At 63.6% G+C, this 20,938-nt stretch carries 22 protein-coding genes and 1 pseudogene; 9 read left to right on the top strand and 14 right to left on the bottom strand.

Annotated elements, in window-relative coordinates; all coding sequences use genetic code 11:
- Positions 1-6 precede the first annotated feature (6 nt).
- Positions 7-1,332 carry a tetratricopeptide repeat protein gene (locus LMTR13_RS04400; RefSeq protein ID WP_065726832.1) on the top strand — a complete coding sequence of 442 codons (1,326 nt, stop codon included), beginning with the start codon at positions 7-9 and terminating at the stop codon, positions 1,330-1,332.
- 10 nt (positions 1,333-1,342) lie between these two features.
- On the opposite strand, the gene LMTR13_RS04395 is transcribed toward LMTR13_RS04400, so the two are convergent.
- Positions 1,343-2,815, bottom strand: a complete 1,473-nt coding sequence (locus tag LMTR13_RS04395) for a glycerol-3-phosphate dehydrogenase (RefSeq protein ID WP_065726831.1) — start codon at positions 2,813-2,815, stop codon at positions 1,343-1,345.
- A gap of 78 nt (positions 2,816-2,893) precedes the next feature.
- Positions 2,894-5,599, bottom strand: coding sequence for a sensor domain-containing protein (locus LMTR13_RS04390; RefSeq protein WP_065726830.1), 2,706 nt, complete (start codon positions 5,597-5,599; stop codon positions 2,894-2,896).
- A gap of 258 nt (positions 5,600-5,857) precedes the next feature.
- Between LMTR13_RS04390 and LMTR13_RS04385 the strand changes: the two genes are divergently transcribed.
- Positions 5,858-6,961 (top strand): NAD(P)/FAD-dependent oxidoreductase, encoded by a 1,104-nt coding sequence (locus tag LMTR13_RS04385; protein WP_065732417.1) that lies wholly within the window; start codon positions 5,858-5,860, stop codon positions 6,959-6,961.
- Between the two features lie 87 nt (positions 6,962-7,048).
- On the opposite strand, the gene LMTR13_RS38640 is transcribed toward LMTR13_RS04385, so the two are convergent.
- A complete protein-coding gene (locus tag LMTR13_RS38640) occupies positions 7,049-7,234 on the bottom strand; it encodes a YdcH family protein (RefSeq protein ID WP_057858669.1) in 186 nt (61 codons plus the stop codon).
- 240 nt (positions 7,235-7,474) lie between these two features.
- Here LMTR13_RS38640 and LMTR13_RS04380 point away from each other — a divergent pair, with 240 nt between their 5' ends.
- The 3 genes and pseudogenes from LMTR13_RS04380 to LMTR13_RS04370 all read left to right on the top strand — a co-directional run bounded on the left by LMTR13_RS04380 (position 7,475) and on the right by LMTR13_RS04370 (position 8,366).
- Positions 7,475-7,681, top strand: a complete 207-nt coding sequence (locus LMTR13_RS04380; protein WP_028350152.1) for a YdcH family protein — start codon at positions 7,475-7,477, stop codon at positions 7,679-7,681.
- A gap of 199 nt (positions 7,682-7,880) precedes the next feature.
- Positions 7,881-8,087 carry a hypothetical protein gene (locus LMTR13_RS04375; RefSeq protein WP_065726829.1) on the top strand — a complete coding sequence of 69 codons (207 nt, stop codon included), beginning with the start codon at positions 7,881-7,883 and terminating at the stop codon, positions 8,085-8,087.
- 28 nt (positions 8,088-8,115) lie between these two features.
- Positions 8,116-8,366 (top strand): annotated as a pseudogene (locus LMTR13_RS04370) (hypothetical protein).
- Between the two features lie 27 nt (positions 8,367-8,393).
- Here the strand turns inward: LMTR13_RS04370 and LMTR13_RS04365 are convergent.
- Entirely contained in the window at positions 8,394-9,077 is a 684-nt protein-coding gene (locus tag LMTR13_RS04365) for a GGDEF domain-containing protein (protein WP_065726828.1), read from the bottom strand.
- Between the two features lie 151 nt (positions 9,078-9,228).
- Here LMTR13_RS04365 and purE point away from each other — a divergent pair, with 151 nt between their 5' ends.
- Together purE and LMTR13_RS04355 are read left to right on the top strand one after the other, a co-directional pair.
- The gene (purE, locus tag LMTR13_RS04360) at positions 9,229-9,717 is read left to right on the top strand and encodes a 5-(carboxyamino)imidazole ribonucleotide mutase (RefSeq protein ID WP_065726827.1); all 489 of its coding nucleotides are present in this window, start codon (positions 9,229-9,231) and stop codon (positions 9,715-9,717) included.
- A complete protein-coding gene (locus LMTR13_RS04355) occupies positions 9,714-10,817 on the top strand; it encodes a 5-(carboxyamino)imidazole ribonucleotide synthase (protein WP_065726826.1) in 1,104 nt (367 codons plus the stop codon). Before purE ends, LMTR13_RS04355 begins: the two co-directional genes overlap by 4 nt.
- Positions 10,818-10,848: 31 nt before the next feature.
- Here LMTR13_RS04355 and aqpZ read toward each other — a convergent pair whose 3' ends face one another.
- Positions 10,849-11,571, bottom strand: a complete 723-nt coding sequence (aqpZ, locus tag LMTR13_RS04350) for an aquaporin Z (protein WP_065726825.1) — start codon at positions 11,569-11,571, stop codon at positions 10,849-10,851.
- 319 nt (positions 11,572-11,890) lie between these two features.
- On the opposite strand from aqpZ, the gene rpsU reads away from it, so the two are divergent.
- Together rpsU and LMTR13_RS04340 are read left to right on the top strand one after the other, a co-directional pair.
- Complete coding sequence (gene rpsU / locus LMTR13_RS04345; RefSeq protein WP_028350145.1) at positions 11,891-12,193, top strand: 30S ribosomal protein S21; 303 nt, start codon at positions 11,891-11,893, stop codon at positions 12,191-12,193.
- A gap of 218 nt (positions 12,194-12,411) precedes the next feature.
- Positions 12,412-13,056 carry a tetratricopeptide repeat protein gene (locus LMTR13_RS04340; RefSeq protein WP_065726824.1) on the top strand — a complete coding sequence of 215 codons (645 nt, stop codon included), beginning with the start codon at positions 12,412-12,414 and terminating at the stop codon, positions 13,054-13,056.
- A 118-nt stretch (positions 13,057-13,174) separates the two neighbouring features.
- Here LMTR13_RS04340 and LMTR13_RS04335 read toward each other — a convergent pair whose 3' ends face one another.
- The 9 genes from LMTR13_RS04335 to LMTR13_RS04295 all read right to left on the bottom strand — a co-directional run bounded on the left by LMTR13_RS04335 (position 13,175) and on the right by LMTR13_RS04295 (position 20,918).
- Positions 13,175-14,224 carry a hypothetical protein gene (locus LMTR13_RS04335; RefSeq protein WP_065726823.1) on the bottom strand — a complete coding sequence of 350 codons (1,050 nt, stop codon included), beginning with the start codon at positions 14,222-14,224 and terminating at the stop codon, positions 13,175-13,177.
- Positions 14,225-14,432: 208 nt separating this feature from the next.
- Entirely contained in the window at positions 14,433-14,717 is a 285-nt protein-coding gene (locus LMTR13_RS04330) for a cupin domain-containing protein (protein WP_065732416.1), read from the bottom strand.
- Positions 14,718-14,734: 17 nt separating this feature from the next.
- Complete coding sequence (locus tag LMTR13_RS04325) at positions 14,735-16,420, bottom strand: Na(+)/H(+) antiporter subunit D (RefSeq protein ID WP_065726822.1); 1,686 nt, start codon at positions 16,418-16,420, stop codon at positions 14,735-14,737.
- The gene (locus LMTR13_RS04320) at positions 16,410-16,649 is read right to left on the bottom strand and encodes a hypothetical protein (RefSeq protein WP_065726821.1); all 240 of its coding nucleotides are present in this window, start codon (positions 16,647-16,649) and stop codon (positions 16,410-16,412) included. Before LMTR13_RS04320 ends, LMTR13_RS04325 begins: the two co-directional genes overlap by 11 nt.
- 4 nt (positions 16,650-16,653) lie before the next feature.
- Positions 16,654-18,123 (bottom strand): monovalent cation/H+ antiporter subunit D family protein, encoded by a 1,470-nt coding sequence (locus tag LMTR13_RS04315; protein ID WP_065726820.1) that lies wholly within the window; start codon positions 18,121-18,123, stop codon positions 16,654-16,656.
- Positions 18,120-19,613 (bottom strand): monovalent cation/H+ antiporter subunit D family protein, encoded by a 1,494-nt coding sequence (locus tag LMTR13_RS04310; protein WP_065726819.1) that lies wholly within the window; start codon positions 19,611-19,613, stop codon positions 18,120-18,122. The genes LMTR13_RS04315 and LMTR13_RS04310 overlap by 4 nt, the downstream gene beginning before the upstream one ends.
- The gene (locus LMTR13_RS04305) at positions 19,610-19,978 is read right to left on the bottom strand and encodes a cation:proton antiporter subunit C (protein WP_065726818.1); all 369 of its coding nucleotides are present in this window, start codon (positions 19,976-19,978) and stop codon (positions 19,610-19,612) included. The genes LMTR13_RS04310 and LMTR13_RS04305 overlap by 4 nt, the downstream gene beginning before the upstream one ends.
- Complete coding sequence (locus tag LMTR13_RS04300) at positions 19,975-20,391, bottom strand: Na(+)/H(+) antiporter subunit B (protein ID WP_065726817.1); 417 nt, start codon at positions 20,389-20,391, stop codon at positions 19,975-19,977. The genes LMTR13_RS04305 and LMTR13_RS04300 overlap by 4 nt, the downstream gene beginning before the upstream one ends.
- The gene (locus LMTR13_RS04295; protein ID WP_065726816.1) at positions 20,388-20,918 is read right to left on the bottom strand and encodes a DUF4040 domain-containing protein; all 531 of its coding nucleotides are present in this window, start codon (positions 20,916-20,918) and stop codon (positions 20,388-20,390) included. Before LMTR13_RS04295 ends, LMTR13_RS04300 begins: the two co-directional genes overlap by 4 nt.
- Positions 20,919-20,938: the final 20 nt, after the last annotated feature.

Here is a 20,938-nt window from a genome sequence, read left to right as displayed (position 1 = left end):
TGAACGATGAACCGCGACAGATATGATCTCCCACTGACAACCGCCTCGGATCGCGCCGCGGCGCATTATCGCGACGGCGTCGACTGCATGCTGTCGGCCTGGCACGGTGCCGAGGACGCTTTCGACAAGGCGATTGCGGAAGATCCCGGCTTTGCGCTGGCGCATATCGGCCGCGCCCGGCTGCATCAGCTCAACATGGAGGGCAGCAAGGCGCGTGCCGTGGCGGCGCAGGCCCGCGAACTGGCCGCCAGTGCCACCCCGCGCGAAAAAAGCCATGTCGAGATCATGGCCGCCGCGATCGAGAGCAAGCCGAAACTCGCGGTGACCGGCGCCGAGGCGCATCTCGAAGAGTATCCGCGCGACGCGCAAGTGTTGTCGATCCTGCTCGGCGCGTTCGGTCTCTACGCGTTCTCGGGTCGTCCCGACCACGATGCGGCCAAGCTCGCGATCTGCGAACGCCACGCACGGCATTATGGCGAGGACTGGTGGTTTGTCAGCTACCTCGGCTGGTCGCACACCGAGGCGGGAAATCTCTCCACCGGTCGGACATTATCCGAGCGCGCGATGGGACTGCGATCGGCCAACGCCAACGCGGCGCATGGCCTCTCGCATGCGATGTTCGAGCAGGGCGACATGGAGCCCGGCCGTAATTTCCTTTCGCAATGGATGCCCGCGCATGACCGCCAGAGTTTTCTGCATGGGCATCTGGCTTGGCACGTCGCGCTGACCTTGCTCGACGACGGCGATCTCGACGGCGCGCTTGCGATCTACGAGCAGCATATCAAGCCGGCGAACCGGCCGTATCCGCCGCTGAACATCTTCACCGACGGCGCCTCGCTGCTGTGGCGGCTTGCGCTGGCCGGCCAGACCGGGCTGGAGCCGCATTGGCGGGATATCGCCTCCTACGGCGAAAACTACTTTCCGCAAGCCGGCGCGCATTTTGCCGACGTTCATTTTGCGCTGGCTACCGCAATGACCGGCAGCGATGCGCTGGAGGCGCGACTGGCGCAGCTCGAAGCGCGCGCCGCCGACGGCAAGCTGTTGCCGGGGCAGGCCGCCATCGATCTCTGCCGCGGTATCCGCGCGTTTGCGGAGGGCGACAATGCGGAGGCGATCCGCCTGCTTGAGCCGGCCATTTCCGAGTTGACGCGGATCGGCGGCAGCCACGCCCAGCGCGAATTGTGGGAGGACACGCTGATCGTCGCGTACCTTCGCGCCGGTCGCGGCGAAGCGGCTGCGAGCCGCATCTCGGCCCGGCTCGACCGCAGGCCATCGGCGCGCGACGAGGCGTGGTCGCGCGCGGCGCAAGAGGTGGCAGCGCCGCGGAATTGAAGGACACGGCTTACTTCGTTCCGGTGCAACCCGCCGCCATGAACGCCGCCAGCGCCTCGCGGTCCGCGGGCGGCATGGTGAGGCCAAGCTTCGTGCGCCGCCACAAAATGTCGTCCGGAAATCGCGCCCATTCCGTTTGCATGAGATAGCGCACTTCGGCGCCCGTCAATTCCGGTCCGAAAGCGGGACCGAGGTCGCCGCGCTCCTTGGCCTCGCCAAGGATCGCCTTGGCGTTCGTTCCGTAGGCGGCGACCAGGCGCTTCGCTTCCTCCTCGCCGAGAAACCGCCAGCGTTCGCGCACTTCGTCGACTTCATTGTCGAAGCGGTCCCAGGCAAAATCGCCGCCGGGCAGCGGCGCCTTCGCGGTCCAGCGCGCCGACATCGGATAGAACGGCGTCAGCTTCGAGACAGCTTGCTCCGCCCGCAGCCGCGACGTCGTGACGTCGCCGCCGAACACCGTGAGCAGCGGCGCTCTTCCGCGCCCGTGGTCGAGCGTCATCGCCCCGTCGCGCCCGCTCGCGGCGTTCCGCACCACGTTGGCCCCGGAAAGCGTACGCACTGCGTCCACGGTCTCGATCCGCTCGCGGAAATAGCGGTTCGCCGCATCGCAGAGATAGGCGACGTCACCGGCCGCCATCGCAACGATGGCGGGGTCGCCCTTGAAGGCATGGCTGGCGGTGCCGATCAGGGTAAAATCGCGCTCGTAGGGGCTTGCGAAGATCAGCCGTCCGTCGCTGTTCTGAAACACATAGATATTGTCGCTGTCGAACAAGCGGCGGACCACGACCTGGTCCATCTGTTCGGCGGCAAGCTTCGGCGGCGGCACGCGCAGCACCGTCTCGGCGACAGACGCCGTCCAGGCGCCGCTGGCATTGGCGACCGCCCTTGCCGTGATCACCTGGCGAAAGCCGCGATCGATCGTCACCAGCCGCCATTCCTTGCCCCGTTCGGCCCGGGTGCAACGCGCGCCGGTGCGAATCACCGCGCCGCGCGCCCCGGCATCGACGGCGGTGAGTACCACCAGCCGGGAATCGTCCACGACGCAGTCGGAATACTCAAAGGCGGTGCCGAACGGCCGCTTCAGCGCGTTGCCGATCGGATGATGGGTGACGTCGACGGTCGCCGAGGCCGGCAGACCGCTGCGCGAGGCCAGCCGATCGTACAACAGCAGCCATGAGCGCAACTGCCAGGCCTGGCGTTCATCCGAATGCGCGGGAATCGCAAAGCGCATCGGGCGCACCAGATGCGGCGCGATCCTGAGCCAGATATCGCGCTCTGCGAGCGCCGTGCGAACCCGCAAGAAATGCCGGCGCTCGAGGCTCGCCAGATCGCCGTGGATCAGCCGCGGCGAGGCCGACGAGGCGCCCGCGGCGAGATCGCCCTGCTCCAGCAGGATGACACGCAAGCCACGTCCGGCGGCGTCGCGCGCGATGCTGACGCCGTTCAACCCGCCGCCAATGATCGCGAGATCGTAGTCCGCCATACGCTATAGGTGACTTGCAGAGAACCTGAGTTCACTACACTAGGTCATGATGGCCAAAAGTGGATGTCGTAGCTGAAATCAGGCGCTGGCGAGTTTACGCTCGGTCTCGACGTCGTTTGCGGCGCTGCGGCCGACCAGCGCGGCGTAGTGCCCGATCGGCTGGGGCTTGCCGAGGAAATAGCCCTGCACCGCGTCGCAGCCCTCGTCCGCGAGGAAGCCGAGCTGTTCCTGGGTCTCCACGCCTTCGGCGACGATCGACATTTCGAGGCCATGGCCGAGATCGATGACGGCGCGAACGATCGCCGCGGACTGCGGATTGCGCCCGAGATTCATGACGAAGGTGCGGTCGATCTTGATCTTGTCGAACGGGAACGCCTGCAGATAGCTCAGCGAGGAGTAACCGGAACCGAAATCGTCCATCGAGATCCGCACCCCGAGCGCCTTCAGCCGCCGCAGCAGCGCCAGACCGCGGTCGAAATCCTCGATCAGTACGCCTTCGGTGATTTCGAGCTCGAGCCGGTCGGGCGCGAGGCCGGTCTCAAGAAGGATCGAATGCACCAGACTGACCACATCGCCGTGCATGAACTGCGCCGGCGACAGGTTGACGGCGATCTGCATCGGCACCGGCCAAGAGGCAGCCTCCCGGCAGGCTTCGCGCAGGATCCAGACGCCCATTTCGACGATCAGGCCGCTTTCTTCCGCAAGCGGAATGAAATCGCCCGGCGACACGAAGCCGCGCACCGGATGGATCCAGCGCGCCAGCGCCTCGAAGCCGATGACCTTGCTGGTGCCGACCGTCGGGCCCGCCGCGGCTTGCGGCTGGTAGTACAGCGACAATTCGCCGTTCCTGATTGCCATCGAGAGATCCTGGTGCAGCACGCGGCGGTCGCGGATCTGTTGGTCCATCTCCGGTTCGAAAATACTGATCGAGCCACGCGACTTCTGCTTGGCGCGGAACAGCGCCGCGCCGGAATTGGCCAGCAGCGAAGCCGCGTCCGAACCATTATGCGGAAATACCGAGATGCCGGTCGTCACCCCGGTCCGCACCGACTTGCCGTCGATCACGAACTCGTCCGACATCGTCTGCGCGAGTTTTTCGGCAAGCGCCTTGCCCGCCTCCGGCTGCTTGCCGTCGATGATCAGGCCGAACTCGTCGCCGGAAAGCCGGGCCACCACGCCGCCACGGGCGCAGGCCTGGATCCGGCCCGCCACCTCGATCAGGAGCTTGTCGCCGGTGGCGTGGCCAAACACGTCGTTGATTTCCTTCAAGCCGTCGAGGTCGACGCATAGCACCGCGAATTCCTCGTCCGTGCCGGCGCAGGCCTCGATCATCTGGGCCAGTGCCTGCAGGAAGGCGGCGCGGTTCGGCAGATCCGTCAGGCCGTCGTGGTAGGCCATGTGCGCCATCCGCGACTCGGTCTGGCGACGATCGGTGACGTCCTCATGGGTCTTGATCAGATATTGCGGCTCGCCGGCCTCGTCGAGCACCGTCATGCGGCGCGTCAGGAACAGCCGCAACCCGTCCTTGGTGGAGATCGGGTGCTCTTCGGTGAGCAGGCCGCGCTTCTTGATCGCGGCCTCGTCGCGCGCGATGATCAGTTTGGCTTCGCGCGGATTGAAGATGTCGGCGGCGGTAAGGCCCGTAGCATCCTCGCGGCGGCGATTGAGAATGGTCTCGGCGCTGCGGTTGGCGAGCAGGTAGCGTCCATCGCTGACGCGCTCCACGATCAGCGACACCGGAATGTTGTCGACCACCAGTTCGAGGAATTTCTTGGTGTTTTCGAGTTCGCGCGACAGCGACCGGCGGTCGGTGACGTCGTCGAACAGCGCGATCAGGAATTCCGGCTTGTTGTTCTCGTTGCGCGCGACCACGCGGTTGGAGGAAAGAACGCGTTTGTCACCGCCCCGTTCGACGACGTATTCGCCGCGCTGGTAACCTTCCGGCGCGCTCAGCGCCGCCTGGTCCGCCGTCTCGATGCTCTTTGCGGTTTCGGGCGTGAAGATCTCGTCGGCGCGCTTGCCGATGACATGATCGCGGGAGAAGCGCGAGAAGCGCTCGAACGCGCGGTTGACGAAGATATAGCGGCCGTCCTCGATGTTCTTGGCGGCGACGCAGACTGGAACGTTGTCGAGCACCGATTCCAGGAACTTGGTGGTCGACGCCAGTTTGCGTGAGAGCTGGCGTTGCTCGGTGCAATCCTCATGCGTTCCGATCGTCCCACCATTGGGCAGGCGGAAGATCTTCGATAATACCGATCGACCGTCAGGCAGTTCGGTAACGACGCCTTCCGGGCGGCGGGCAAGCTTGCCGAACTCCTCGACTGTAAGATTGAGCAGTCCCCGCTCGCGCCGCAGTTGAAGCAGTTCGCGGCCGGTCATGCTGCTCGAAATCTCGGTGCGGCTCAGCCCGTACATTTCGAGGAAACGGTCGTTGCAGAAGACCACGCGATTTTGCGCGTTGGTCATCATGACGCCCTGGTTGAGATTGTTGAGCGCCGAGCTGATGAATGCGCTGCGCTGCAATTGGGCGCTCTTCGCCCTGCGCAATGCCGCCAAAATCCAGATGCCGATCGCGGCCAGGAAGGAGGCAACGACGATCCCGCCGATCAGGACCTCCCAGACCATGGTGGAATCGAATTCGCCAATATGGCTCGCCGGGGCAAAGCCCGTGGAGAGCCCAGCCCCCCACGCCAGCCCGCACGGCGCAGCGGTGGCGAGCAGACAGACGAGGGCCTGCGCCGGAATCGAATTCTTCCGTCCTGCCTGCCGGTTGCTGTCAGCCATTACCCACCCGAGGTTTGCGGGCGGAGTGTCTGGCTTGACGGGTTTGGATCGGGTAAACGACTACCCGCACAATTCTAAAATATGACCCAAATTACGGCAATTGGCCCGACATGATTAATGCTTCACTAACGGGACTACGTTTGCTGCTTATTTCGAAGCAAACCAACGGGTTGTTCGACTGCTGCAGCGAACGGAACGATGATTGCCGGGCGCGGCAAGCGCCGATTCCTGCGCCAGATTTCCGGGCCTGAAGCTGACATGGACAAGGTCGATTGCGTCGTCATCGGAGCGGGGGTGGTCGGGCTCGCGATCGCGCGACGCCTGGCCCAGGCGGGCCGCGAGGTGATCGTGCTCGAGGCGGCCGAGGGCATCGGTACCGTCACCTCCTCGCGCAACAGCGAGGTGATTCATGCCGGCATCTATTACCGTGCCGGCAGCCTGATGGCGCAGATGTGCGTCAGCGGCAAGCACGCGCTCTACCAGTATTGCAGCGACCACGGCATTCCGCATCGCAAGTGCGGCAAGCTGATCGTGGCGACGACGCCGAAGGAGACCGAAAAGCTGCAATCGATCCGCGCGCATGCCGAGGCCAATGGCGTCGACGACATGCAGTTGCTGACGGGCGAAGCGGCGCGCGAGCTGGAGCCGGCGTTGAGTTGCGATGCGGCGCTGTTGTCGCCGTCCACCGGCATCATCGACAGCCACGCCTATATGCTGGCGCTGCGGGGCGATGCGGAAGAAGCCGGCGCTGCCTTCGCATTCCACACCCCGCTGCTGCACGCCCAAGCCAACGCCGGTCGTATCGAAATCGAAGCCGGCGGCGATGCGCCGATAACCCTTGCATGCAACCTGCTCGTCAATTCGGCGGGCTTGAGCGCGTCCGCGGTGGCGCGCAGCATCGAGGGTATGCCGATCGAAATGATTCCTTGCGCCTATCTCGCCAAGGGCAACTATTTTAGCTGCGGCGCGCGGGCTCCGTTTTCACGCCTGATCTATCCGGTGCCGGAGCCGGGTGGGCTCGGCGTGCACCTCACTCTCGACATGGCCGGTCAGGCACGCTTCGGCCCCGATGTCGAATGGGTCGAGAGCATCGACTATGCGGTGGATCCTGCCCGCGCCGAGCGTTTCTATCCCGCGATCCGGCGCTATTGGCCGACGCTGCCGGATGGCGCGCTGATGCCGAGCTATTCCGGAATCCGGCCGAAAATCGTGCCGCCGGCCGTCGCCACGCAGGATTTTCTGATCCAGGGTCCTGCCGATCACGGCGTCGCCGGATTGATCAACCTGTTCGGCATTGAATCGCCGGGACTGACGTCGTCGCTCGCGATCGCCGATCATGTCGGCGCGCTGGCGGAGCTGTGACGGAGGCTGAAGTATCGCCGACAGGCGGACGAGCGCAACGGCGCCCATCCGGCCGTGTGGGGATTTTCGATACTTCGCTGGACTTACCTAGTGGAGGGTTTCGTCGGCGGTTTGCTTCAACCGCTCGATCTGATCCTTGACCATCAACTTGCGGCGCTTCAACTCGACAATTTGCAGGTCGTCTGTGGAAAGGTGCACGAGCGCTTCGTGCAATTCATTCTCGAGAATCTTGTGTTTACGTTCAAGTTCAACAAGATGCGCCTGTAGTGCCATACGAAATCTCCTCGGTGGGTGAAACCTCAGGTTCGATCCGGACGCGCGAGTGTACACCAGCCGCCGAATCTGTCGATGGGAATCCAGAATCGGGGCCTCTCATATTTTCGGATTTATCTGTAACCAATCGTGACTATGGAACCCAGTCAGCTTGCGGAGCGGCCTCGCAGGGACGATATTCACCACCAGCTTCCGAAGAATCCGTTCGCAACCTGATCGCGCTTTCAGCTAACGTAGACCATGACCGACGATGATGAGCGCGAGCTTGAAACCGAGCTCGCCAGGCTGCAGCAGGAGCATCGCGATCTCGATGCGGCGATCGACGCGCTGCATCAGTCGCCGGCGCCGGACTTGTTGCGGCTGCAGCGGCTGAAGAAGCGCAAGCTGCAATTGCGCGACCGCATCGCCTTCATCGAAGACCAGATCACGCCCGACATCATCGCCTGATCGTTGCCGCGTTCTGCCCAAGTCGGCGCGCAAAGCTATCGGCCTTTCGGCAGATCCTTTTCCCCGACATCCACACGCCATGGCGCGATAAGCTTGCCGGGCGGCCGGCAAAAAAGGCCTCCGGCTGGCGGATGCGACTTGACTCAATGAGAACAAAAAGAGAACATGCCTTCCTGCCGCCAGCCTCGGGAGTCCAGCCATGTCCACCACACCGCCCCTGTCCGACAACAACCACTACGAGCAGGCCTGCGATCAGGCGATTGCGATGTGCGACGGCAATCTGCGTTCGACCATCAAGGCGCTGATCATGGCGAACGAGTATCTGGAAATCGAACTGGAGGAGCTGCAGGCCACGATAGCGGCCGGCTGTGTGCCGGCCAAACGTGCGAATAGCAACGCGGCCTGATCTGGAGCGATCACACTGGAGCGATACAATGGCCGATGTCACCTACTACGTCGCAATGCCATTCCTGCAAGACGATAGCGGCTCGCCGTGGCGGGCGCCGCGGAAGAATGCCAGAGCCCGACCACCGCCCTGCGGCGGGCCGAGACAATGTCGCGGATGGCCGGCAGCATCGGCGCCGTGGCCTTCAGCCGCAGCGGCGATCCCATGATGGGCGAATTCGGCGACGCGAAACTGCTGCGCAAATTCGGTAACGTGCCGGACGATCTCAGTGGGCTTTAGGTCGTCATTGCTCTCGGCTTACGCCCTTCACGACGCCTCATGCCGCCGCAGCGCCTTGCGCACGTACATGGCGCTATCGGCCGCTTCCAGCGCGCGACCGGCTTCGGAGTGGGTATCGAGAACGGAGACGCCCGCGGAGGCGCCCGCGCTGATGGTGTGGCCATCGAACACGAAGCTGAGGCGATCGATCGCCTCCTCCAGCGCCGCCGCCTTGGCCCTGGCGTCGGTCTCACTGAGATTCCACAGCAGCAGCGCGAACTCGTCGCCGCCGAGCCGGCCGACTACGTCGGAAGCGCGCACTTGCGCCAGCAGCGCCGCGACGATGGCCTTGAGCACCTGATCGCCTGCGGCGTGACCGAAGGCGTCATTGATCGGCTTCAAGCGATCGACGTCGAGCACGACCAGGGCACCAGAGGCGCGATAGCGTTTCATGTAGGCAATCGCACGATTGAGCTCGCGCTCGAAACCGCGCCGGTTCGGAATGCCCAGCAGGAAGTCGGTATCGGCGGAGGCCTGAAGTTCCTCGATCTGCGCCTGAGTCTGGGCCAGTTGCGCCTTCAGCCGGCGAATCGTCGCCTTGGTTTCGTTGGACGCTGCCGGCGGCCGGGATGCCGCTGGCGGCGAGCGCCGCGGTGCGGATTTTCGCCCGGAAGCCGCACTTTTGGGGCGTTTTCCGGCCCTGGAGGCGGTCGCCCTGGTTTTCTTCTTCATGGCCTTCCCTGTGCAGGCACGCTTATGAAGGCTTGCCGGGATTCACCAAGACAGGATAGTCCATTCCTGATCCCTTGCCACGCCTTGGATGAGCCGCGGGCCGATCCTATAATCGGCCTATGTTTCTGGATTCCTGAACAGAATTGACGAGATGACCGCACCGATCGCCATCATTATGGGCAGCCAGTCCGACTGGGAGACCATGCGCCACGCGGCCGAGACGCTGGCGGCGCTCGGGATCGACTGCGAAAAGCGCATCGTCTCGGCCCACCGGACCCCGGACCGGCTGTTTGCCTTCGCCAAGGGCGCCAAAGCCCAAGGTTTCAAGGTTGTCATTGCCGGCGCAGGCGGCGCGGCGCACCTGCCCGGCATGACTGCGGCGCTGACGGAACTGCCCGTGTTCGGCGTTCCCGTCGAATCCAAGGCGCTGTCGGGGGTCGATTCGCTCTACTCGATCGTGCAGATGCCGGCCGGCGTTCCGGTCGGAACGCTGGCGATCGGCAAGGCCGGGGCCATCAACGCCGCCCTGCTCGCGGCCAGCGTGCTCGCGCTGAACGATACCGCCCTCGCCGCGCGGCTCGCTGCCTGGCGCAAGCAGCAGACGGACGCCGTCAAGGAGCGCCCGGAGGGTTCGGCGTGACGGCTTCAGGCAAGGTGAAGTTGAAGCCGGGCGACACCATCGGAATTCTCGGCGGCGGACAACTCGGCCGGATGCTGGCCATAGCGGCGGCGCGCCTCGGCCTCAAATGCCAGGTGTTTTCGCCGGACCCGGACTCGCCCGCGTTCGACGTCGTGCTGAACGCAACCTGCGCCGAATATGCCGACGTCGAGGCGCTGGAGTTGTTCGCCAACGATGTCGACGTCATCACCTATGAATTCGAGAACGTGCCGGCCGCCACCGCCATGGTGCTGGCTGCGCGCCGTCCGGTATTGCCGGCGCAGAAAATCCTCGAAACCACGCAGGACCGGCTGATCGAAAAGGATTTCGTCAAGCGGCTCGGCATCGACACCGCCGATTACGCCGACGTGTCGTCACTGGAAAGCCTGCAGGCCGCTATTGCGCGCATCGGCCTTCCCGCCGTGATCAAGACCCGCCGCTTCGGCTATGACGGCAAGGGCCAGGCGATCGTTCGCGAGGGCGACGATCCCGCTCAGGTCTGGGAAGACCTCGGCACCAAATCCGCGATCCTCGAAGCCTTCGTTCCCTTCGAGCGAGAGATTTCCGTGATCGCCGCGCGCTCGGTGGACGGCCATGTCGAATGCTACGATGTCACCGAAAACGAGCACCGCGATCACATCCTGAAATTCTCGCGTGTGCCCGCCGCGATATCGGATGAGCTGGCTGCACAGGCGCGAGCCGTTGCCGAGAAGATCGCCCATGCGCTCGACTATGTCGGCGTGCTCGGAGTCGAGTTGTTCGTCGTTGCCGGGAACGGCGGACCGCACGTGATGGTCAACGAGATCGCGCCGCGGGTGCATAATTCCGGGCACTGGACGCTGGATGGCGCCTCGGTCTCGCAATTCGAGCAGCACATCCGGGCGATAGCCGGCTGGCCGCTCGGCAAGCCGGTTCGCCACGGCCAGGTCACCATGACCAACCTGATCGGCGACGATATCCTCGACTACGAGCAATGGTTGACGGTTCCCGGCGCCACGGTTCATCTCTACGGCAAGGGCGCACCGCGGCCGGGCCGCAAGATGGGCCACGTCACCGAGGTGGCACCGGCCAGCAAGAAGTAGCGCTTTGCTCGCGCCGGGGCGCGATCGCAGATCAGGCCGTCTTCAAGCCTTCCACGACGCCGGCGGGCTCCTCGCTGAGCCAGCGATAGATCACGCCGCCGAGCGCACCGCCGATCAAGGGCGCAACCCAGAACAGCCAAAGCTGCGCCAGCGCCCAGCCTCCGACGAACAGCGCGGGCCCGGTGCTGCGCGCGGGATTCACCGACGTGTTGGTGACGGGGATGCTGACGAGATGGATCATCACCAGCGCCAATCCAATCGCCAGCGGCGCAAAGCCCGCAGGCGCCTTGCCGTGGGTAGCGCCCATGATGATGAACAGGAACATCATGGTCATCACCACCTCGGTGATGAAGCACGCCACCATGCTGTACTGACCGGGCGAATGCGCGTCATAGCCGTTAGAGGCAAAGCCCTTGGCCAGATCGAAGCCGGGCGCGCCGCTTGCGATCACATAGAGCAGCGCCGCGGCAGCCACAGCACCGATCACCTGAGCGATCACGTAAGGAACGATCTGCTGCGCCGGAAACCGTCCGCCGGCCGCGAGGCCGATCGTAACGGCGGGATTGAGATGGCAGCCCGAGATGTGGCCGATCGCATAAGCCATGGTCACGACGCTCAAGCCGAATGCCAAGGAGACACCGACCAGGCCGATTCCAACCTCCGGAAAGCCGGCGGCGATGACCGCGCTGCCGCATCCCGCAAAAGTGAGCCAAAATGTGCCGATCGCTTCAGCGGTATATTTTTTGGTATTCATTCTCGCCTCCCGCATGTTTTTGCGCTGCTGGATATTAGGGAGGGTCCGTGAAGGGCTCGTTATTTGAGGAAACGGGCTCTAGATTCTTGTTTTGACGCGTTTTCTTGACGCGACCGGTGTCCGCTTCGCTTGAAAACGCTCTGTCTAGCGGCCGAATCCAGCCGATTTTCGCAGCTTTTCGGGGCCGAAAACCGCCTTCCCAGGTGGACATTTGCGGTTTTGTCTGCTACATGCCCGCGCTCAGGGTTAAGGGCCAGGCCTTTGGTCGGCCCTTCGCTTTACCAGAATTCCTATCCGATCAATTGAAAGAGGATGCCGCGTGCAGGTTCTCGTCCGCGATAACAATGTCGATCAAGCCCTCAAGGCGCTGAAGAAGAAGATGCAGCGCGAGGGTATCTTCCGCGAGATGAAGCTTCGCGGCCACTACGAAAAGCCGTCCGAGAAGAAGGCCCGTGAAAAGGCCGAAGCCGTGCGCCGCGCGCGCAAGCTGGCCCGCAAGAAGCTGCAGCGTGAAGGCTTGCTGCCGATGAAGCCCAAGCCGGTGTTCGGCGCCGGTCCCGGTGGCGACCGTGGTGGCGCTGGCGGCCGTGGGCCGGGTGCAGGTCCGCGCGGACCGCGCTGAGCGCGTTTCGAGAGATTTGAATTGAGAACGCGGGCCTCGGGCCCGCGTTTTTGTTTTCGCCATCCAGACCCGCGTATTGGATTATCGGCGCCTCTGCGCGCGGGCCTGCTCGATCACTCGCGTCTCCTTCGCCGGCTGTTGCGGCTATTTTGACCGATGCATTTTGCGGCCCGTCGGGTTACCTATGCGCGATCCAACACGCGAGAGTATTCCGCTGCATGGCCGTTACGGATTGCAACGCCCTTCCCTGCGCTTCGCGCTTCACGGCCGTCCCCATCGCGCTGCTAGCGATCGTTCTCACCCTTCCTCTCGGCGGTTGTTCATTCGATCTGGGATCGTGGGGATCGGACAGGGAAAAGCCCCAGGCCGTCGAGCAGAAGCCGACCGGCACGATCAGCGGACAAAGCGTCAGCGATGCCCAAGGCCACGCTGCGCGCGGCCTGGCGCTCGCCAAATCCGGCAAGACCGAGGAAGCGCTCGCGGAATTCGACCGCGCGCTGGCACTCGATCCCTACAACGTGCCGGCCCTGTACGGCCGCGGCCTGATCTACCAGGCCGACAAGCAGCATGAGCACGCGATTGCGGATTTCACCGCGGCCAATGGCCTGACGCCGCAACAGGTCGAGCCGCTGCTGGCGCGGGCGACCAGCTACCTCGCTATCGACAGGGCGAAGGAAGCCGCTTCCGATCTCGACGAAGCGGTACAGGCCGATCCCAACAGCGCGCAAGCCTGGTCGGCGCGCGGCGTCACCTATGAGCGCCTGGGCGACAAGGCCAAGGCGTTCACATCCTACGGCCGCGCGCTCGCGCTCCGGCCCAAGGACGAAGCCGCGCGAAGCGGACTTGCGCGAACCGGCGGCTAGAGGCTTTTAATTTTGCTTGAATCAGCATCCGGCTGCAGCTTGATGCGCTTTCCTTGCGCCAGGCGGAAGGCCGCCCCGGACCAAGTCCGAGGGCATGCCTCTGTCGCAGATTCGCAGATTACTTCGGCAGCACCGCGTGGAAGATCGACTTCGCGGTCGACAACGCATCTTCGGCAGCCGCCGTGGCGCGTTCACGCACGGAAGGTTCTGCACCATCGGCACGCAGATCGAGCGGGCGCGAGACCGGAATATCGGCGGGCGGAACTGGGCGGTTCGGGTCGACGGTCTCGGCATAAGGCGGCCGTGTCTGCTGCGACGAACCCTGACCAAAGGGTTCGCCAGCGGGTGAGCCCGAGACCATGATCGGCGGCGGCAGCGGACGAAGCGCGGGTGCATTTGCGATCGCGGGCGCATTCGCAACCCTCGCCGCTTCCCTTGGGGCTTCCTTTGGCGCTTCAGGTGCGCGGGCCGTCTCGGAGGCGCGCGGCGATGCTTCGCCGTTGGCGCGCAGGCGCTCGATCGCGGCGCGCGCCAGATCGTTGGCATCGCGCCGTTCATCGGGCGCTACCGCCGTCTCGACGGGAACAGCGGGTGCAGCCGCCGCAACTGGAGCCGGCGAAGAATTCACGGGCTGCACGGGCGATGGCAGCACCACCCTGATCTTTTCCTTTTCGCGGGATAGCGCTGCATGACGGCGCTGGTCGGCAGGATTGCTCGTAGCGTCGGCCGGGCTTTCGGCCGATTTCACATCAGACTTGGAATCGGAGGCCTTGGCATCGGAAGATTTGGCATCGGAAGGTTTGGCATCGGAGGACTTGGTATCGGGTTTGGAGTCCGCCTTCGCTTCGGCCTTCGCTTCGGCCTTCTCCTGGGCCTTTTCGACCACCGCCGACCGTTCGGCAGCGGTTTTCTCCATGATGGCCTTCTCGGAGATACCCCTAGCCTTGACGCCCGCGGCCGGAAGGTTGCTGACGCTGGCCATGGTCTCGGTCGACTTGGCGTCGGATTTGGCTTCAGCCTTTCCGGGATTGGTGGCCGCGGCCGCCGCGGCAGGAGCGTCCGCGCTTGGCCTGGTCACGATGTAGTGGTTGACGATGTACGCCCCGATGACCGTCGCGGCCACCGAGGGGAAGATGTCCACCGCAAATTTCTTCAGGTAATTCAGCATTCCGGCCACTCCCCGCGGCCCTCCAATTGCCGGAACTTTGAGGCACATTGAGGGATCAAGTGCGACAGATCGGTGGCAATTCAGCAGTTCCCGTGCAGGCCAAACGAAACCGGCTTGGTTCGATCGAAACTGCCCGCTTCGCCAGGGCGCAGCGCAGCATGCGTCGTTGCTGCCCGGTGAAGCCAACCTGGAAGCCGAGATGGATGGGTCAGGGCTTCAGCTCGACCTCCAGGAACACGATCTCGCTTGCGGTCTCGTTCAGCACATCGTGCTGGACGCCGGCCTTTCGAAAATAGGATTTGCCGGAGGCGAGCTGCGCCTTGGTGCGCTCGCCGTCCGGCGCGACGATGGTCATCTCGCCTGAGGTCACCGGCACGATCACGTAATCCATTTCGTGGGTGTGATGGCCGGTGGCGCTGCCCGGCGCCAGCCGCCACTCGGTGACGCGGACTTCGGGGGTGTCGACCTGGACATCGGACTTGGCGGCGAGCATGGGCGTCTCCTTCGCGATCACAGATAGGACAGGACCAAAAAGGCGGCCAGCATGATGGTCATCCAGAACGCCATCGCGCCGGTGGACCAATTGCGGGCGAGAATGCCTTCGGGGCCGAGATATTGCTGGATGCCTTCAGGAATTCCGCGGGCGCCATGCATCGCGACATTGACGCAGCCATTCCATGCGCCCGTTGCCGCGCGATCGAGGTGCTGCGCCAGCGCGGGCCCAAACCGCCGGTAGAGCCAGTCCAGATCGAGTGTGATCGTCAGCGTGCGCTTGAGCCAGCCGAGCATCAGAAAGAACGCAAGTCCGGAGAACAGCAGCAATTGCAGATAGAAAACCACATGGCTCGCCGTGTACGGAACGAAATCGACCTTGTAGGGCAGCAGCGCATAAAGCGGCCCCGGGACCACGCCAATCCCGATGCAGAGAACGGCGAAGAAGATCATCGCGGCCCGCATGTTCCACGGCGGATCGTCCGGCCGCAGGCCGGAATCCTTCTGAAAGAAGACGAACCAGGGAAACTTGATGCCGGCGTGCAGGAAAACGCCCGCCGAGGCGGCGGCGAGCAGGTACCACACCGATGCGAGATGTTGCATGCCAGCGGCTTCCGAGATCATCGATTTCGACACGAATCCGGACGTCAGCGGGAACGAGGAGATCGATAGCGCGCCGACGATTCCGCAGACGGTCGTAATTGGCATGGTCCGGAACAGTCCGCCGAGATCCGTGCATTTGCGCTTGTCGGTCATGTAGAGAACCGAGCCTGCCGACATCAAGAGCAGCGCCTTGTAGATGATGTGGGTGAAGGCGTGGGCTGCGGCGCCGTTGAGCGCCATTTCGGTACCGATGCCGATGCCCGTCACCATGAATCCGACCTGGTTGATGATGCTGTAGGCCAGGATGCGGCGCATGTCGTTTTCGAGAATCGCGTAGACGATCCCGTAGAACACCATAAACAGCCCGACATAGATCAGCAGCTCGGTGCCCGGAAAGCCGCGCAGCAGGACGTAGACCGCGGTCTTGGTCGTAAACGCCGACAGGAAGACCATGCCGCTCCACGAGCTTTCGGGGTAGGCGTCCGGCAGCCAGGCGGAAAGCGGTGGCGCGCCGGCGTTGACGAGAAAGCCCGCCAGCATCAGCCAGCGCGGCAGCGTGTCGAGAGCCATTTTGCTGAAGCCGGCCGAACCGTTCGCGGCGATCTCGCCGGCGACGCCGGCCATCAGCAGAACGCCGCCGAGGAGATGGATCGCGGCATATCGCAATCCCGCCCCGCGCGCCTGAGGCCCCGCGCTCCACACCACCAGCGTGGAGGCAATCGCCATCAGCTCCCAGAAGATGAAGACCGTGAGCAAATCGCCGGCGAACACGACGCCGATGGCGCTGCCGGCGTAGCAGAAGGCCGCGGCAAGCTCGACCACCCGGTTCTGGTTGAGCGCAAACAGGCCGCCGGCGAACGCCATGACGGCGAACACGGTTGCGAACAAACGGGAAAGTGCATCGCCTTTGACCAGCGCGAGTTCGTATCCAAGGAAAGAAGCCCTGAGCGACACGCCGTCGGGCACTTGCCAAACCAGCAACAGCGTAACCAGCGGCAGGACCAGAACCGCGAGCCAGCGCAACCTGACCTGCAGCATCGGCAAAATCAGGCCGCCGAGAATCAGCCCGACGGCCGGCGGGATCACGACACTAGCTGTCATAGTACGTATCCGATCGCTTCAGGATGGCGCCAAGCGCCTTGGCGAACACGATCATCGCGACGCAGCTCACGAACCCGAACCACGCGCCGAAGCCGAATGTCCCGTCGAGCCCGAAATAGGGATGGTGCTCGATCACGAGGTCCATCAACACCGTCGCTGCCAGTACGACGGCGAAAACAATCCAGAGCAGCCTGATCGTGCTTTGGCGCACCAGCCAATGATCATTCATGCCATCACCGCCCGCTCAATAGTTTCGCCAACGCAAAGGGGATATCGGGAAACAAGAACATCAATATCGTTCCGATTGCCGTCGCCGTGAGCGCGACCACGATCGGCCAAGGCGCCTCGCCCGACTTGTCGTGCCCGCCCACGGGCTCGCAGAAGAATGCTCGGTAGACGATGGGCAGGAAATACCCTGCATTGAGGATCGTGCTGACGAAAATGACGGCGACCGCCAGCCAGTTGGCGGTCTGCATCGCCCCGGTAAGGATGAACCATTTGCCGAGAAAGCCGGCCGTGGGGGGAACGCCGATCATTCCGAGCGCGCCGATTGTGAACGCCCCCATCGTCCAGGGCATGCGGCGACCGATGCCGTCGAGCTGGCTCACCTCGGTCAGATGCGCCGCAGTATAGATCGATCCGGCCGCGAAGAACAAGGTGATTTTGCTGAAGGCGTGCGCGGCAATGTGCATCGCCGCACCCGCAACCGAGATCGGCGCCAGGATGGCAACGCCAAGCACGACATAAGACAATTGCGAGATGGTCGAATAGGCAAGCCGGCGTTTGAGATTGTCCTGTTTCAGAGCGATGATGGAAGCGACCAGGATGGTCGTTCCCGCGACGACCGTAAGCCAGGCGGATTGCCCTGCGGCGCCGAGCGTGTCGACGCCGAAAACCAGCACCGCCACTTTCAGGATGGAGAACACGCCCGCCTTGACCACGGCTACCGCATGCAGCAACGCGCTGACCGGCGTCGGCGCCACCATAGCCGCTGGCAACCAGCGATGCAGCGGCATTACCGCCGCCTTGCCGATGCCGAAGACGTAGAGCGCGAGCAGAGCGGCGATGATGGGCGCACTGAGCCCAGCCGGGAGAATGCCGCCGGGCCTGAAATCGAGCGTCCCGGCGAGAACCCAGGTGGCGATGATCGCCGGCAGAAACAGCAGGAGCGATGTGCCGAGCAGGAGCACCAGATAAGTCCGGCCGGCGCGAACGGCTTCCTCATTCCGCCTGTGGATGACCAGCGGATAGGTCGAGAGCGTCAGCGCTTCATAAAACAGAAACAGCGTGAACAGGTTCTTGGCGAACGCAATCCCGATCGTGCTGCCGAGCGCTACGGCGAAACAGACATAGAAAGTAGTCTGGCGTGGCTCGTCGTTGGCGCGCATGTAGCCGATCGAATAGACCGAGTTGACGAACCACAGCGAGGAGGCGATGAGCGCGAACAGCATACCGAGCGGTTCGACCTTGAACGCGACCGTGAGCCCCGGGATGACGTCGATAACAGTCAGTTCTGGCCGTGCGCCGTCCAGTACCGGCCCCAGCAGGCACACAACGAGGAGGCACAGCGCCGCTGCAGTGACGAGCGTCACCGCCTCACGCAGGTTCGGCATCTTGTGAACCAGCGGAAGGATCAGCGCACCGACAAACGGCGCCAGCAGGGCCAAGGGGAGAATGCCTTGGGAAGAAAGAGCTGCGGTCATCGCAGCCCTCCCAGCAAGTCCTTGGCAGCCATACTGGCAATTCCCGCGGTCCATTCGGTATCGAAACCGAAATAAATCGTAGCGGCTGCCAGCAGCATGAGCGGCAGCAGCATGGACAGCGGCGGGTCGCTGGCATCTGCGATCGCCTTCGAGGGCTCACGCAGCCAGGCTAGTTCGAGCACACGGCCGACATAGACCAACGCGATCAGCGAACTTCCCACGATCAGGAAGACCACGATCCACCAACCTTTTTCGAGTGCGCCAAGTGCCAGGTACCATTTGGATATGAAGCCCGAGGTACCAGGCGTGCCGACGAGGCCGAAGCACGCCACCGTGAAAGCCGCCATGGTGATCGGCATCTTGCGGCCGATGCCGGCAAGCTCCGAAAGCCGTACGGTGCGGACGCGGAAGAAGATCGCTCCGACCGCGAGGAACAGGGCCGCCTTCATCAAGGCGTGATTGACGATATGTACCAACCCGCCGGTGAGCCCGGCCAGATTGACGAAGCCGATGCCGAGCGTGATGTAGCCGATCTGAGCGACGGAGGAATAGGCGAGCATGCGGCTCACGTTGGATTGGAACACCGCGATCAGGGAAGCGACGAACATCGCGGCGAGCGACAGTGCGACGATGATCGCGGCGACCGGCAGACCGCGAAGGTCTATGGCCACGCCGAAGATCGAGAAAAGAAAGCGCACCAGGAGATAGATCGCGACCTTGGTCGCGGTGGCCGAGAGGAAGGCGGTTGCCCACGACGGTGCATAGGCATAGGCGTTCGGCAGCCAGACGTGAAGCGGGAACAAAGCGAGCTTGAGGCTGACGCCCACCGTCACGAAGGCCAGCGCTGCTATGATCGCGCGCGAGTTGTCGGCCCAGGTGGGCCCGAGGCGTGCGGCAATATCGACCATGTTGAGGCTGCCGGTCACCAGATAGAGCAAGCCAACGCCGACGACGTAGAACGTCGCGCCGATCGTACCCATGATCAGGTACTGGAACGCGGCGAGCAGCGCGCGCCGGTCGCGGCCGAGAGCGATCAACACATAGGTCGATAGCGATGAGATTTCGAGAAAGACGAAGGCGTTGAAGGCGTCGCCCGTGATCGTAATTCCCAGCAGGCCCGTGAGGCACAGCAGATACATGCAATAGAACCAGGCCCGCTGCCCCTCCTCGATCTCGAAGGCGACGGAGCGCCGCGCGAACGGCATGATCACGGCCCCGATTATCGAGACCAGCACCAGCACGAAGGCGTTGAGGACATCGACCCGGTACTCGATGCCCCAGGGCGGCGCCCAACTGCCGAGGTGATAGGAGATCGGGCCGCTCGCCAAGACCTGCCACAGCATTGCGCCGGCGCACAACGGCATCAGCCAGCTCACCACCAGGGCTATCGCGAAGGCTGGGCCGGCGCGACGCGCAAATCCGGCAAGCAAGGCGCCGAACAGCGGAATGATCACCTGCAATATGGGGAGGTGCGGCCAGACCGCGCTCATGTCTCGCGGTCCCTTTCGAAGATCTCATCCTCCTCGATCGTGCCGTAGGCCTCGTTGATGCGGACAACTAGCGCGAGGCCGAGCGCGAGCGTGGCCATGCCGACGACGATGGCGGTCAGGATCAGGACATGAGGCAGGGGATTCGAGTAGAGTTTGAATGCCGGGTCGATGATGGGAGCGGTCCCGCCGATAATCTTTCCGGGCGCGATATAGAGCAGATACACCGAGGTTTGAAAGATCGAGAGGCCGATAAGCTTCTTCACCATGTTGCCGCGCACGACCACGATGTAGAGGCCGATCATCATCAGAAAAATGGTGATGACATAGTTGTAGTGACTAAGGGCAGCCGCGAGTGTTTCCATCATCGCCCCCGCTCGGCGAAGGCATAAAACAGGGCGGTCATGGTACCCGCGACCGTGATCAGCACGCCGGCCTCGACCAGGAATATACCGAGTTCGTGGCCATGGACTGCATCATGCGCGAGCACGGAGTAATCGAGGTAATTCTTGCCCATCAGCAAGCCAGCAGCGCCGGTACCGGCATAGATCAGCACCCCGAGCGGTACCATAAGCTCCACCAGCCGCTGCGGCGCGATGCGATGCGCCGCATCGAGGCCGAAAGTGATCGAGAGCAGGATGATGGCGCTGGCCGCAATGACGCCGGCCTGAAACCCGCCGCCCGGGCCATAGTCGCCGTGGAACTGAACGTAGAGCGCGAATAGCAGGATGAACGGCAGGATCAGCTTGGTGCCGACGCGCAGGATCAGGTCGAGGCTCACCGCGACGTCTCCCCATCATTGGGGCGACCTCGCCGTCGTGCCCTGTGCAGCAGCAGCAGGACCCCGATGCCTGCGGTGAAGATGACAGTCGTCTCGCCGAGCGTATCGTAGCCGCGGTAGTCCGCCAGAACCGACGTCACGACGTTCGGAACACCGGTCTCCTTGATCGTATCCGCGACATAGCGCGGCGCGACGTGCTGGTGGATTACCGCTTCGGGGGTGCCGAACGGCGGCAGGACGAGCGTACCCCAGACGAGAATCGCGCCGGTGCCGACCGCGATAACCAAGGGCATGAGATGCGACCGGACAGAGCGGATCTCGGTTGTCTTGATCAAATGCAAGGTTGCGAGCAACAGCACTGTGGAGACACCGGCCCCGACCGACGCCTCGGTCATCGCTACGTCCACAGCGTCGAGCACGACCAGTACACTCGCCATCAGAAAGCTGTAGACGCTGGCGAGAATGACGACACCGAACAGGCTGCGCTGGCGCACGATGGCGATCGTCACTACCGCAAGCAGCGTCATGAGCACCGTGTTGATCAGCA

Origin of the sequence: Bradyrhizobium icense (assembly GCF_001693385.1) — a bacterium.
Taxonomy (GTDB): Bacteria; Pseudomonadota; Alphaproteobacteria; order Rhizobiales; family Xanthobacteraceae; genus Bradyrhizobium; species Bradyrhizobium icense.
The sequence above is the reverse complement of the archived record's forward strand: the minus strand, read 5'-3'. Positions and strand labels throughout refer to the sequence as shown.